The organism is Pantanalinema rosaneae CENA516 (assembly GCF_050753385.1).
Lineage (GTDB): Bacteria > Cyanobacteriota > Cyanobacteriia > Leptolyngbyales > Leptolyngbyaceae > Pantanalinema > Pantanalinema rosaneae.
This window is the reverse complement of record NZ_JBLZFZ010000017.1, coordinates 83,721-98,346: the sequence shown is the minus strand read 5'-3', so window position 1 is coordinate 98,346 and position 14,626 is coordinate 83,721. Positions and strand designations below refer to the sequence as shown.

10 protein-coding genes are annotated in these 14,626 nt (G+C 51.9%); 5 read left to right on the top strand and 5 right to left on the bottom strand.

Annotated features, from left to right (window positions below; translation table 11 throughout):
• Window positions 1-69: 69 nt before the first annotated feature.
• A complete protein-coding gene (locus tag ACN4EK_RS12365; RefSeq protein ID WP_431658199.1) occupies window positions 70-384 on the bottom strand; it encodes a thioredoxin family protein in 315 nt (104 codons plus the stop codon).
• Window positions 385-400: 16 nt separating this feature from the next.
• Window positions 401-583, bottom strand: a complete 183-nt coding sequence (locus ACN4EK_RS12360) for a hypothetical protein (RefSeq protein ID WP_431658198.1) — start codon at window positions 581-583, stop codon at window positions 401-403.
• 281 nt (window positions 584-864) lie between these two features.
• Here ACN4EK_RS12360 and ACN4EK_RS12355 point away from each other — a divergent pair, with 281 nt between their 5' ends.
• The 3 genes from ACN4EK_RS12355 to ACN4EK_RS12345 all read left to right on the top strand — a co-directional run bounded on the left by ACN4EK_RS12355 (window position 865) and on the right by ACN4EK_RS12345 (window position 6,049).
• The gene (locus ACN4EK_RS12355; RefSeq protein ID WP_431658197.1) at window positions 865-3,798 is read left to right on the top strand and encodes a CHAT domain-containing protein; all 2,934 of its coding nucleotides are present in this window, start codon (window positions 865-867) and stop codon (window positions 3,796-3,798) included.
• Window positions 3,799-3,977: 179 nt separating this feature from the next.
• Window positions 3,978-4,940 carry a protochlorophyllide reductase gene (locus ACN4EK_RS12350; protein ID WP_431658195.1) on the top strand — a complete coding sequence of 321 codons (963 nt, stop codon included), beginning with the start codon at window positions 3,978-3,980 and terminating at the stop codon, window positions 4,938-4,940.
• Window positions 4,941-4,984: 44 nt separating this feature from the next.
• Window positions 4,985-6,049: a cysteine synthase A gene (locus tag ACN4EK_RS12345; RefSeq protein WP_431658194.1), complete on the top strand. Its 1,065-nt coding sequence runs from the start codon at window positions 4,985-4,987 to the stop codon at window positions 6,047-6,049.
• Window positions 6,050-6,059: 10 nt separating this feature from the next.
• On the opposite strand, the gene ACN4EK_RS12340 is transcribed toward ACN4EK_RS12345, so the two are convergent.
• Together ACN4EK_RS12340 and ACN4EK_RS12335 are read right to left on the bottom strand one after the other, a co-directional pair.
• A complete protein-coding gene (locus tag ACN4EK_RS12340) occupies window positions 6,060-6,686 on the bottom strand; it encodes a class I SAM-dependent methyltransferase (protein ID WP_431658193.1) in 627 nt (208 codons plus the stop codon).
• 37 nt (window positions 6,687-6,723) lie between these two features.
• Entirely contained in the window at window positions 6,724-7,920 is a 1,197-nt protein-coding gene (locus ACN4EK_RS12335; protein WP_431658192.1) for a site-specific integrase, read from the bottom strand.
• 202 nt (window positions 7,921-8,122) lie between these two features.
• Between ACN4EK_RS12335 and hemH the strand changes: the two genes are divergently transcribed.
• A complete protein-coding gene (gene hemH, locus ACN4EK_RS12330) occupies window positions 8,123-9,286 on the top strand; it encodes a ferrochelatase (protein WP_431658191.1) in 1,164 nt (387 codons plus the stop codon).
• 21 nt (window positions 9,287-9,307) lie between these two features.
• On the top strand, window positions 9,308-11,455 hold the full coding sequence (locus ACN4EK_RS12325) for an O-linked N-acetylglucosamine transferase, SPINDLY family protein (RefSeq protein WP_431658189.1): 2,148 nt from the start codon (window positions 9,308-9,310) through the stop codon (window positions 11,453-11,455).
• Between the two features lie 3 nt (window positions 11,456-11,458).
• Here the strand turns inward: ACN4EK_RS12325 and uvrA are convergent, their stop codons facing one another.
• Window positions 11,459-14,551: an excinuclease ABC subunit UvrA gene (uvrA, locus tag ACN4EK_RS12320; RefSeq protein WP_431658188.1), complete on the bottom strand. Its 3,093-nt coding sequence runs from the start codon at window positions 14,549-14,551 to the stop codon at window positions 11,459-11,461.
• Between the last annotated feature and the right edge of the window lie 75 nt (window positions 14,552-14,626).

Sequence of the window (14,626 nt, the reverse complement as noted above, 5' to 3'; positions counted from 1 at the left end):
GTAGAACGATCGTTGGCGGGCTCACTGTGGCTGGCTAACGACTCGCTCCTCCCCTGCGGCGCTAATCCCTTAATTGGTTTCGGCTAAAACGGCTTGCAGGCGGCTGCGGAAGTCCCCCTTGGGATGTCCCCCTTTGACTTCACCGAGGATCTTGAACTCACCTTCTGGAGCATCACAGACTAGATAGGTGGGCCACCCCATCTCAGACTTATCGGGATATTGCGCCAGCAGAATTTTGCGGTACTTCCGATAGGTTTCCGTATCCTGCATTTTGACACTAATAAATCGTAACCCTAACTCCTCGACCACTTTCTGGTCAAAAAACGACATCTTGTGGCAAATGCCGCAATCTTCGGAAGAAAACTTAATCACTGCTCGATCCATAGTCTGACTCGATAATCTATTGCATTAAGTTCCATTCTAAAAAAGAAACTCCGACCCAAAAAAATGAGTCGGAGTGATAAATCAGGGTGCATCTACCATCACTACCTTCCAGCCGCCGCACCAGGCATCCGGACGGTTTAGGCAAAATTTTCTCAGCTTCCTGACCGCGATCGGGCGATACAGGTTGGATGCATGGCATGATCCCTCATCCTGGTTGTGAATCTTCCATGGCACGATCGATAGAAATTTAAAGTTTTAGGATCGAACCTGGTTAAATTTGCGGAAATGCTGGTGCTTCGCTCACACTAGAGAAACAGGGGTAACATCACCAGCATGAAGGAATTAGCGTTTACAAAACTATTTACCGTTTCTGCCTGATCTATCGACTCCGTTGTTGATGATTAAAGATGGGAGGCACAGTCGCATTAGGCGGCAACTGCCAAAGGGCGGAATGCTAACAGTCGGCGGGGAGAGGGATCTGTGACTCAGGAATTCTACATTTCTGTGACTCCGTTAAAAGGGAATGAATATTTGGTGCGAACCGAGCGTGTGGCACCGGGTGTCCCTTTGGCAGAAGAACAGGTGACGTGGGCAGTGGAAGAATGGTTGGCGCAAGCCAGTCTCCTGATGGATGATCCCCTGCTAGGGGTGCTGCGGGGCGATCGTCTAACGAATCCGACGCTGGCTCAGGGCGATCGCGATCCGGTGGCACAATTATTAGCGGCTCAACCCGATCAGCCCTCAGCCGATTTAGTTGCCTTTGGTCAAAAGCTGTATAGTGCGTTATTTCAAGGCACGATCCGGGATAGTTGGTTGACGGCTCAGGGGATTGCCCAGCATCGCCAAGAAGTGTTACGGCTGCGGCTAGGGTTAAAGGGCAGCTTACTACATCGAGTGCCCTGGGAGGTGTTGCACGCGGGCGATCGTCCTCTGGCAACGGGAACCGATGTGATCTTTTCTCGCTATCACTCTAATTTTGCTGGAGTCACGACTCCCCATCCTATAACTGGACTGACCAGCGATCCCAATCAGCCGTTAAATATTCTGATGGTGTTAGCGGCACCGACGGATCAAGAGATGCTGGCATTAAAGCAAGAAGCGCTAGATCTGCAAGAGGAATTAAGTCAGCCGCTGCGTAGCCCGGGCACCTGGTTCTCAGATATTCAATTAACGTTGCTGGAGCAGCCAGGACGGGAGCAGCTAACCCAGGCATTAGAGCAAAACCACTATCAAGTCTTGCACTATGCCGGACATAGTAATCTGGGTGCCAGTGGTGGCAGTTTATATCTGGTCAATCCCCAGACGGGTTTAACTGAAGTGTTGAATGGGGACGATCTAGCCGGGTTACTGGTGAACAACGGCATTTGTATGGCAGTGTTCAATTCCTGCCGGGGGGTCTATACCGCCTCAGCGGAAGCCTTTGGTAATTCGGGGGATGGCAATTTAGCCGAGGCGTTGGTCAAGCGGGGGATTCCAGCCATATTGGCAATGGCAGAACGCATTCCTGATAAGGTGGCATTAACTTTAAGCCGCTTGTTCTACCGAAATTTGAAGCAGGGGTGTCCAGTCGATGTTAGCCTCAGTCGGGCGCGACAGGGGTTAGTATCGTCCTATTGCTCGAATCAGCTTTACTGGGCATTGCCGATTCTATATTTACATCAAGAGTTTGATGGGTATTTACAAGCTCAACCCGCGATGCGGCAGGAGGCGAGTAAAGCGCTGACCTGGATGAATGGAGACACGGGGCGTAGTCCATCATTGCCGGAGTATTACGGTAATATATCGGACTTCGATCGCGCGGATCTGGAAGCGTTTGAGGCAGGTATTTATGCTGAAGACGGCTCGATCGTTGATGAGTTGCTCCCGGACGATCTAGAGTTATACGACCCCACCCCACCGGCGGATTTGGATCAGGTAGCGGGGATGGTGGATGAATTATCTGAGTCCTCTACAACAACATCGTGGCAGGAGGAGGAGCCCATATTACCCGCTCTGGAGGCTGAAAGTTTGTTGCCAGCTACGGCTCAGGCAGAAACCGAGCAGGAGGCTCAGTTCGACCACTATCTGGCGCGGATTGGTCAGCCCCGCTATCCCACCACCTCAAGTCTGTCGATCGCCTCCCCGTTTGGACAAGGAACCGCGAGGAGTGAAGTCGCGATCGCCCCGACGATTACGACTGGAAATGCCGCGCTGTACTCGGAAATAGCCAGTGTGTTGTCAGATATTGGTAAACTGACTCCCGCGATCGCAGCGAGTATCCGAGTGGTGCAGGAACAGCCCCAGGATGCCAAAGCTTACACAAATTTAGGTTGGACGCTGTATCAGCATGGCCTGTTGAACGAAGCGATCGCGGCGTATCAACAAGCGTTACAACTGCAACCAAATTTGGCAGAGGCATACTATCGGTTGGGATTTGCTCTGCGACAACAGGGTCATTTGGGTGATGCGGATCAAGTCTTTAATCGGGCGATTCAACTCGATCCGAATCTCGTCAGCATTGATAGTGATTTAGCCGCCGCCCTCCGCCAACGGGGCAATGTCCCTGTCGTGGCAAGCCATGCCCCACCAACCGATCGGACTGCGAATAAATCCGCGCCGCGTTCCTGGCTCTGGACAGGGGTAGGAGCGTTAGGCTTGACTCTGGTACTGGCAGGCAGTTGGGGAGTCTATAGCTGGATCACCAGTTCACCGCTATCGTTATTGCCGCCTCAGACTCAAAATTCGGAAAACCGTGATCCAAATAGCTTGAAGCGTGTGAAGACGGAACAGGTTGCTGCCTGGGCAACCGAGCAACTTCAACAGGGCAATATTGCGGCGGCGCAACCGATGATTGAAGCGCTACTCGATCGCGGGGCATTAGCCCAGGCGGCGGCCGTGATGACTCCCGTAGTGACTCAACATGCCAAGGATCCAACGCTTAACTTCTTGATGGGACGGTTGGCATGGCAGCAATCGCTCTTAGCCGAAAATACCAATTACAGTCTGCATGATGCCCGGCGGTTTTGGGAAACGGCAACAAGGGAGCAACCGAGCGCCAGATACTTAAATGCCCTAGGGTTTGCTTACTATGCGGAAGGTCAATTCGATCGCGCCGATGGCACCTGGTCGCGAGCGTTAAGGTTGGCCGGTCAGCAAACCGATGAGTCAACGACTCAAGGGACTGTGCCTATCACGAATCTCAACTCAGAACAGGAAGCGTTGACCTCCTATGCAGGATGGGCGCTGACCTTAGCCAAAACTGCCCAAACCCAACCTCCGGATCAACGTGCCAGCTTAATGAATGAAGCGATCAAGCTACGCCAAAAAGTTCTGGAGGCGGATCCGGTGAATTTTCAGCCGGATGTATTAGGGAAGAACTGGATGTGGTCGGAAGCGGCAATTCGGGACTGGCGATCGCTGCTGCAACAGAAGTAGCAATATACTCCCCATTCCACTGCTCAAGTGAGTAAATGTACCAGGCTGGAATAGACTCTAGTCACTAGAAATAATTGCTATTGTCACTAAATGGTTTTCGGAGTTTTGGGTTGATGCTCCGGATGACGTGAGATTCTAGAAATAGTCAACAAACTGTTTAAGAATCATAAGCACGAACGATGGATGCAAATTGGAAACCCACAGCCATTATTACGGGGGCTTCTTCGGGAGTTGGACTTTACGGAGCAAAGGCATTAGCCGATCGCGGCTGGCATGTGATCATGGCATGTCGAGATCTGGTGAAAGCTCAGACCGTTGCCGAGCAAATTGGCATGCCCGCCGGGAGCTACACCATTCTGCATATTGACACTGCTTCATTAGAGAGTGTGCGGAAGTTTGTGCAGGATTTCCGGGCAACCGGCAGGTTTTTGGAAGCCTTAGTCTGTAATGCGGCGATTTATATGCCGTTGATTAAAGAACCCTTGCGTAGCCCGGAAGGCTATGAATTAACCGTTGCCACCAATCATTTAGGTCACTTCTTACTGTGTAACCTGCTGATGGAAGACTTGAAGCGATCGCCGGCTCCAGATAAGCGCATGGTGTTATTGGGAACGGTGACTCACAATCCTGATGAATTGGGCGGTAAGATTCCACCGCAGCCGGATTTGGGGGATCTCAAGGGCTTTGCCGAAGGCTTCAAAGAGCCGATCACCATGATTGATGGTAAGAAATTTGAGCCGGTCAAAGCCTATAAAGATAGCAAGGTCTGTAACGTTCTGACGATGCGGGAGTTACACCGTCGCTATCACACCACCACAGGGATTGTTTTCAGTTCCTTCTATCCCGGTTGTGTAGCCGACACTCCACTGTTCCGCAACCACTATCCCCTGTTCCAAAAGATTTTCCCCTGGTTCCAAAAGAACATTACGGGTGGTTATGTCTCGCAGGAATTAGCCGGAGAACGGTTGGCGGAAGTGGTTGCCGATCCCAAGTACAACCAATCGGGAATTTATTGGAGTTGGGGCAATCGCCAAAAAGCCGGACGGGATTCCTTTGCCCAAAAGGTATCTCCCCAAGCCCGAGATGATGCGAAGGCGGAACGGGTATGGGATTTGAGCGCTAAATTGGTAGGTGTGGCGTAACCTGAGTGCAGAGGTTACAGGTTGCCCGATCGCGGTTTCCCTGAATGCAGCAAGGGCGATCGGGCAAGACTACCCCCTGTGAGTTTAGCTACGACACAATTTTCATTGATGGTCACGCAGGCAGTTTGCAGATGGATATTACCCCAGGATTCGTTGGTGCAATTGGCAATACTCCCCTGATCCGGCTCAACAGCGTCAGTGATGAAACGGGCTGTGAAATTCTTGGCAAAGCAGAATTTATGAATCCCGGTGGGTCTGTCAAAGACCGAGCGGCGCTTTACATCATTAAAGATGCGGAAGAACGCGGCTTATTGAAACCCGGTGGCACTGTCGTGGAAGGAACAGCCGGGAATACGGGGATTGGGTTAGCCCATATCTGTAACGCCAAAGGTTACAAATGTTTGATTATCATCCCGGAAACCCAGTCGCCCGAAAAAATTGAGTTGCTGCGGACGTTGGGAGCGGAAGTCCGAACCGTTCCGGCTGTGCCCTACAAAGACCCGAATAATTACGTCAAACTCTCTGGCACGATCGCCGCTGAGATGGAAAATGCGATTTGGGCAAACCAGTTTGATAATCTAGCCAACCGGCGGGCGCACTATGAAACGACGGGCCCAGAAATTTGGCGACAGACCGATGGCAAGATTGATGCCTGGGTCACGGCTACAGGGACAGGTGGCACCTATGCGGGGGTAGCCATGTTCTTAAAGGAACAAAATCCTGACCTGAAGTGTGTGGTGGCTGATCCCAAAGGCAGTGCTTTATATAGCTATGTCAAAACCGGAGAATTAACGACTGAAGGAAATTCGATTACGGAAGGGATTGGTAGCAGTCGGTTAACCTCGAATATGCAGGGTGCGCCGGCCGATGATGCGATTCAGGTGGATGATACAGAGGCGGTGCGGATCATTTATCAGCTATTGCAGAAAGATGGTCTGTTTATGGGCGGTTCTGTGGGAATTAATGTTGGTGCTGCCGTGGCATTAGCGAAACAGTTGGGACCCGGACATACGATCGTCACGGTGCTGTGTGATGGCGGTAGCCGCTACCAATCCAAACTCTTTAATCGCAGTTGGTTAGCGGAAAAAGGGCTGTTTCCGCCTGCCTAAGGTTGAATGCTCAAGGCTTTTGTGCCTGGATTACCTGTAGGCTGCCCCCAGCATGGAACTCCTGTTTGAGCACTTGAAACCCGATCGCCTTCAGGAGTTCTACTAAATCTGTATTCAACAATGCCCAGGCAGTTTCGGTTTCAAATAAAGCCAGAAACAGATAGACACTGGGGATAAACAGAGGATTGGTCGGACGGTGGAAGTCTACCAGGGTGAACATCCCACCGGGACGCAGAACCCGATACACTTCCCGGAGAATTTGCTGGAGTTGGGTCGCCTCCATTTCATGCAGAGCCGCACTGGTATGTACCAGATCAAACTGTCCCTCGGCAAAGGGCATGGCTTCGGCAAAGGCTTCCACATACTCGGCTTGCGGCACATTTCGTTGGGCTCGCTCCAACGATCGCGGTGAGGCATCCAATCCGGTCACTTGCTGCGATCGTTCGACTAACACCTCGGTGGCTTGACCGCTACCACAACAGAGATCCAGGATTTTGGTATCGGCAGCGATCGTTAATCCTGCTAGTGCTAACCGCCGAAATCGTCCTTCGCCACCGACACTGAGGGCGGCTAATCCAGAAATGCTGTCGTACAGCCATTGGTAGCGGTAGCTTAAATCTCGCAAGATGGTTGCCATAAGTTTGTAGCCTGCCTGCGATCGGCAATCGTTCTATTTACTCCCCTTCTATCTTCTCGTAATCTACCGCTCGGGTCGGCGCTTTCTTTTGACTTCGGTTCAAGGCGGTTTCTACGGCTTGCTGCTGATCGCGGCGGGTAAGCCACTGGTGATAGGTGCGGGTGTGAACGGCAACTGAGTGTCCCATCATCCGAGCCGCCACCGTATCCGGTAGACCAAAGTGAATGGTGCGCACTGCCCAGGCATGGCGTAAATCGTAGGGAGAGAAGGGAACCTCATAGCGACGAAACTGAGAGGTGACTCGCTGACCAATCCGTTGCAAGGTGGTGGTGGCTAAATCGGTTTGGACGGGCGGTAATTTAATTTCCCGTAAATCAAATTGCTCTACCCATTCAGGATAAAATGGCCAGACATCGTGGGCTCCAGTTTTAGTAGTTGCCAGGACTCGGATCGGCGCTTGTGGATCGTTTTGACTTAATGCCGAGTAATCACAGAAAAATACTTCATGGTTGCGTAGACCGTAGGCTGCCATGATGCCGTAGACAAACCGCCAGGTGGGATTGGGAATTTTATCCCAGGTGGCGACAATCAAATCATCCGGGGGCAAATCCCGCGCCTGCGTATGGCGAATGCTGTAGCTCCCCCATAGGGTTTTCAAATCGATCGGCAGTTCTAAATTCAAAAATTTGGCGAAGGCGGCTAACGCGGTACAACAAATTTGCCGACTACGAGAGTTGTCATCCGTTGATCGAATTGTGGCGTAGATCGCCTCTGCCATCGTCAGTTTGGGATTTGCCTGGGCGATCGCTTCTAGCTTGCGTAAATACGGGAGATAGGCAGTCTCCCAGGTGGTTTTGGTCGCGGCACGATTGCCCGATCGCTGGGGGGCTGCCCAAAAATCTTGCTCAAAGGCTTGCAGTTGTTGGGTCAGGCTCATTTGATCCAACCGACCCCACCCAGTGCCATAAACATAGTTCCGCCAGTCGAAGGTGTTTTGCAGCAATTGTGCCGCAATAATTTTCACCTCCTGTTCTGCCTGTTTCAGTCCGGCGATCGTGGCAGGTAAGCCAATACTCAGTCGCTGTTGATGGGGTTTGAGTTGGGTGCTACCGGGGCGGGGTGGCAAAGTGCCGCGTAAATTTAATTTCTGTCCACGGCGCTCGATCTGGAAGCCCATTTGCGCCGCCTTAAGCCGCTGATTGACCTGAACAATCCGCTGATCAATGTCTGTCATGACCCTGTTGCAGTCATGGGAACATCAGAACTATAGCAACAGAATGGAAAAATTAACCAAATTTGCTGCCGATCGCCGAGCAGTTAGTAGGAATTCTCAGTTACGATCGAGGGGCAGTAGGTATTTGTTCACTAGCCTAAGTGCAAACCTATCCTGTTAGAATCAGTTACAAACCTAAAAATAGTGGGAAATCGCGGCTGTTATGGGTCGAGTAGGGGTCTTATTACTAAACTTAGGCGGGCCAGAAAAGCTGGAAGATGTCCGTCCGTTTTTATTTAATTTATTCTCTGACCCTGAAATTATTCGACTGCCATTCCCCTGGTTGCAGCGTCCCCTGGCATGGCTCATTTCCAGTAGTCGTGCAAAAAAATCGCAAGAGAACTATAAACAGATTGGCGGTGGTTCCCCGCTACGCCGGATTACTGAAGAACAGGCACAAGCTCTCCAAACCCGATTACAACAGCAGGGACATGATGCTGCCGTGTATATCGGTATGCGCTACTGGCATCCATTTACTGAAGAAGCCGTCGCTCAAATTAAACGCGATGGTGTGGAAAAACTGGTGATCCTGCCGTTGTACCCGCATTTTTCTATCAGTACCAGTGGTTCCAGTTTCCGCTTGCTAGAACAAATCTGGGATGGGGATGCGGCACTGCAAACGATCGACTATACGGTGGTGCCCTCCTGGTACGATCGACCCGGTTATTTACGGGCGATGGCAGAATTAATTGCTCAGGAACTCGATCAATTCCCTAACCCGAATGACGTGCATGTCTTCTTTAGCGCCCATGGTGTGCCCGTGAGCTATGTTGAGGAAGCCGGAGATCCCTATCAGCGCGAGATTGAGGAATGTGCCCGGTTAGTGATGCGATCGTTGAATCGCCCGAACCCCTATACGTTGGCATATCAGAGCCGAGTGGGGCCTGTGGAATGGCTCAAACCTTATACGGATGATGCGTTAAAGGAACTGGCGGAGCAGGGAATTAAGGACATCGTAGTTGTGCCGATTAGCTTTGTCTCGGAACACATTGAGACGCTAGAAGAAATTGATATTGAGTATCGGGAACTGGCGGAGGAAGCCGGAATTGAAAACTTCCATCGGGTGCCCGCGTTGAATACCCACCCCACCTTTATTAATGACCTGGCATCGATGGTGGAGGATGCGATTAAAGCGCCCCAAGTCAAGCTGTCTGAGGTAATGCGTCCGCAGAAACAAGTTAAGCTGTATCCCCAGGAGCGCTGGGAATGGGGCATGACGATGTCTGCCGAGGTATGGAATGGGCGGTTGGCGATGATTGGCATTCTGGCGGTTTTGCTGGAACTCTTGATGGGACGCGGTCCTCTCCACGCGATCGGCTTGTTGTAGTCTGATTGAACCCCAAAAAGTATGGCAAACCTGGCAGAGTTATTTGCCATTGCGGTGCAGCAGCATCAAGCGGGGCAACTGGCTCAAGCGGCTCAGATGTATCGGCAGGTGTTGCAACAACAGCCCCATCATGCTGAAGCACTGCATCTGCTGGGGGTGATTGCCTGTCAAACGGGGAATTTGTCAGAGGGCATGGCTTACTATCGGCAGGCGATCGCGCTGATGCCGGCATTGATCGATGCCTATCATAATCTGGCGTTGGCATTACAAATGACCGGCAAGGGTGAGGAGGCGATTCAGCAGTATCGACTGGCGATCGCACAACAACCCAATCATGTCGAAACCCATCACCAACTGGGTCATCTCCTGATCCAGCAAGGTTGTGTTCATGAAGGCATGGCTCATTACCAGCAAGCCTTAGCGATTAAGCCGAGCTATGCTCCAGTTGCTGCCAGTTTGGGAGCGGTTTTCCTACAACTCGGTCGCTTACCGGATGCGATCGCTTCCTTGCAACAAGCCCTGCGGACTCAACCCAATTTAGTCTCAGTCTGGCAGGATTTAGGACAGGCATTGTACCTGTATGGGCAATTAGATGATGCGGCCGTTGCCCTCCAACAAGCGTTAGCGCTCCAGGCGCAGCCATCGGTACATTATCTATTTGGCAAGGTGTTGGAGGAACAGGGGGATACGGTTGCTGCGATCGCTCAGTTCCAGGCGGCGCTTCAGTTACAGCCCAATTATCCGGAAGCCACCTGGCAATACCATCTGATTCTGCCGATTGGGTATGACACCCCTGAACAACTTACCCAGTACCGCCAGCGCTTTTGTCGTGGTTTAAATCACCTGATTCGCCAGACTGACCTCACAACTCCAGCAGGCAAACAAGCGGCATTACAAGGACTCAGCAGCCGCACCAACTTTTATCTGGCTTACCAGGGCTGGAACGATCGCGGCTTACAACAAAAATACGGGCACTTCGTCCACAAAATCATGACCGCCAACTACCCCCAGTGGTCACAACTCCCTTCCCCATCCTCCTCACCTCCCCCCGCTTCCCTATCGCCCTCATCCTCCCAAAAACTCCGCATTGGCTACCTTTCTGCCCACTTGATGGCCCATAGTGCGGCGGCATGGGTAAGGGGCTGGATACGGGAACGCGATCGCCAGCAATTTGAGGTGTATTGCTATCACATTGGGCAGCGAACGGATCCCATTACACAGGAATTCCGGGATTTGAGTGACCACTTTCGCCATTTGCCGGGGGATTTGGCCAGCATCGTGCCGCAGATTTGTAAAGATCACCTGGATGTTTTGATCTTCACCGACATCGGGATGGAAGCCCGGACAACCCAGTTAGCCGCTCTGCGACTTGCTCCAGTCCAATGTACTGCCTGGGGGCATCCAGTGACTTCGGGCTTGCCGACGATCGACTACTACCTGTCGAGCGAGTTGATGGAGCCGGAGAAGGCTCAACAGCATTATTCGGAACAGTTAATTCAGTTGCCCAATCTGGGGATTTGCTACCCAAAACCACCTCTCCCAGACATCCGGTATCCACGGACTCATTTTGGGTTGCGCGAGGATGCGATCGTCTATTTGGCGTTTCAGGCTCCCTATAAATATCTGCCCCAATCAGACGAGGTGTTTGCCCAGATTGCCTACCAATTGGCTCAGCGCCATCTGACTGCCCAATTTGTGTTTCTATGTCCTGCTTCGACGTATGCTGTGGAACGGTGGCAGCGCCGCCTGCACTCTGCCTTTGCTGCCCTGGGACTGGAGAGTCAGAATTATTGTGTGTTGCTTCCTAAACTCGATCGCCCGGTGTACTGGAGTTTGAATTTAGTCAGTGATGTGTTTTTGGACACGATCGACTGGTCGGGTGGCAATAGTACGCTGGAGGCGGTTGCCTATGGTTTACCAGTCGTGACCTTGCCGGGAGCATTGATGCGGGGACGACATTCCTTTGCCATCCTGCGACGGTTAGGCGTAACAGAGACGATCGCGACTGACGTAATGGATTACATCAATATCGCGGTGCGGTTAGGAGTCGAACCGACTTGGCGACAGGAGCTTGCCACCCAGATGCAGGCGGGACACGATCGCTTATATGACGATCGCGAGTGTGTGCAGGCGTTAGAAGCGTTTTTCCAGCAAGTAGCCCGTCGTTAACGCTTAAGCACTAACGGGTACGGCGGGATATTGTGCTAACACCTGTTTCAGGTATTGTCCGGTATAGGAGGCAGGATTTTCGGCAACGTCTTCCGGTGTACCGATCGCCACCACTTCCCCACCACGATCGCCGCCTTCCGGCCCCAGATCGATCACCCAGTCGGAGCAACGAACTACATCCAAGTTGTGTTCAATCACCAGGATGGAGTTACCTTTATCGACCAGGCGTTGCATGACATCCAATAATTTATGGACATCGTAGAACGAGAGTCCCGTAGTTGGCTCATCGATCAAATACAACGTTTTGCCTGTGGCGCGACGCGAAAGTTCTGTAGCAAGCTTTACCCGTTGGGCTTCTCCACCTGATAACGTGGGAGCCGTTTGTCCTAACCGCATGTAGCCTAAGCCAACATCCACCAGGGTTTTCAGTTTATTTGCCGCTTGATGAATATTTTGGAAAAAGTCTAAGGCTTCTTCCACCGTCATACTCAAAACATCCGCGATCGACTTGTTTTTGAACTTGACCTGTAAGGTTTCCCGGTTATAGCGTGCCCCTTTACAGACTTCACACTGGACATAAACATCCGGCAGGAAGTTCATTTCGATCACATTCACCCCCTGTCCGGCACAGGCTTCGCACCGTCCCCCTTTGACATTAAAGGAAAACTGTCCTGGCTTATACCCTCGGGCTTTGGCTTCGATCGTTTCGGCAAACACCTCCCGAATCACATCAAATACGCCGGTATAGGTGGCAGGATTCGATCGCGGAGTCCGCCCGATCGGGGATTGATCAATCACAATCACTTTATCTAAGGCATTCAGACCATCTAGCTTGCCTAAATCTGAGGGAAACGGAACCTTAGCACCAAAGTGATGTTGCAGTGCCGGATACAGGAGTTCATTAATTAGGGTCGATTTGCCGGAGCCGGATACGCCCGTTACACACACCAGTTTACCGAGGGGAATTTCGACACTGACATTTTTAAGGTTATTGCGTTGTGCCTGCCGGATATGCAGCGATCGCCCATTGCCCGCCCGCCGTTCGGCTGGAGTCGCGATCGTTTGTCGCCCCGATAGATAGGCTCCTGTGAGGGATTCTGGAGTATTGAGGAGGGTTTCTAAGTTACCCTGTGCCACAATCTGACCGCCATGTACTCCTGCACCGGGGCCAATATCCACCAGATGATCGGCAGCCCGAATCGTTTCTTCATCATGTTCCACCACGATCAACGTATTGCCCAGATCGCGTAGTTTAGTCAGTGTGCATAGCAGTCGGGAGTTATCGCGTTGATGCAGACCGATACTGGGTTCATCCAGCACATACAGGACACCCGTTAAGCCAGCCCCAATCTGTGTGGCAAGCCGGATGCGTTGAGCTTCGCCCCCAGACAAGGTCATGGCGGTACGGTTCAGGGTGAGGTAATCCAAGCCGACATCTAACAAAAACTGCAACCGTGACCGAATTTCGCGCAGTACCAGATCGCCGATCTGCGCCTGGCGGGGAGTCAGTTGTAAGCTGTTGACCCGATCGAGACAGACTCGAATGGAGGCATTGGTTAAATCAATGATGCGGTATTGTCCCAACCGCACTGCCAGGGCTTCTGGCTTTAAGCGATCGCCCCCACAGACATCACAGGCTTGATCCACCAAATACTGTTCTAATTTTTGGCGATAGGTATCCGAAGAGGCTTCCTGATAGTGGCGTTCTAATAGTGGCAAAATTCCTTCGTAACGCCGATTGTAGCCTTTGCTCTCCCGATAACGCGAATCGACCTCAATCCAAATCGCTTCCTTAGAACCATGTAGCAAAACCTGCTGTTGTTCTTTCGTTAATTGGTTCCAGGGAGTTTGGATATCAAAGCCAAAGGCGGTGGCGACACTACACAGCAACGACAGGTAGTAGGTATTATCCTTTTCCGACCAGGGCGCGATCGCGGCATAGACGGGCAGTGTCGGATTGGGAATCACCAGATCTGGAGAGAATTTGCGATGACTCCCTAAGCCATGACAAGCGGGACAAGCGCCATAGGGTGAGTTAAACGAAAATAACCGGGGCGACAGTTCTTCCATGACTGCCCCATGTTCCGGACAGGCAAAATTTTCGGAAAACACGAGGGGGGCAAGCGGTTCAGGGGCGGCTGCCGCATAACTCCCTCCTTTCTCTGCGGCTTTCAATGTTTGGGCAGTGGGCAGTTCAATTACCTTGCCTGCCGGTTCCTCAGTGACTAAATCAATCACCGCAATGCCTTCGGAATGCTTTAAACAGGTAGCGAGAGAGTCTGTTAACCGTTCTTCTAAGCCCTCTTTCTTCACCAGGCGATCGACAACAATTTCGATCGTATGCAGTTGGTTTTTATCTAATTCGATCGCGTCACTGAGTTCCCGCACTTCCCCATCCACCCGAACCCGGACAAAGCCTTCGGCAGCTAAACTGGAGAGCAATTTCTTATGAGTCCCTTTTTTGCCTCGGACGACTGGAGCCAGAATTTGGAAGCGGGTACGATCGGGCAATTCCATAATCCGATCAACCATTTGATCGATCGTTTGCGGCGAAATCGAGCGATCGCAATGGGGACAATGGGGTTCGCCTGCCCGCCCATACAGTAGCCGCAGGTAGTCATAAATTTCTGTCACTGTGCCAACGGTCGATCGCGGATTGTGGGAGGTGGATTTTTGGTCAATCGAAATCGCCGGACTTAACCCTTCGATCGCGTCTACATCTGGTTTATCTACCTGACCTAAAAATTGCCGCGCATAGGCACTGAGGGATTCGACATAGCGACGCTGCCCCTCGGCAAAGATGGTATCGAATGCCAGCGAAGACTTGCCCGACCCAGATACACCCGTAAACACAATCAGGCGATCGCGGGGAATCTCCAGCGTAATATTTTTCAGATTGTGTTGTCGGGCACCTCGGATCCGAATGATGCCTTGACTCAGCGCCCCTGGGATGGCATGACCATTGGTTGCCGCATCCGGTGAGTGACCATTGCCAGACTCTGACTGATCGAAAGCACCATGCTCGATCTGACCAGTGGGAGCAGCAGTTTGAGTCTTGCGAGCAGAACGATTCGACGAAGTACGACGCTGAGGCATAGGGGCAGAGAGAAATGATCCTTCATGATTCTATCGTTCCAATCCCCTGTCCGAATCTCCATCTGGACGAAGTTC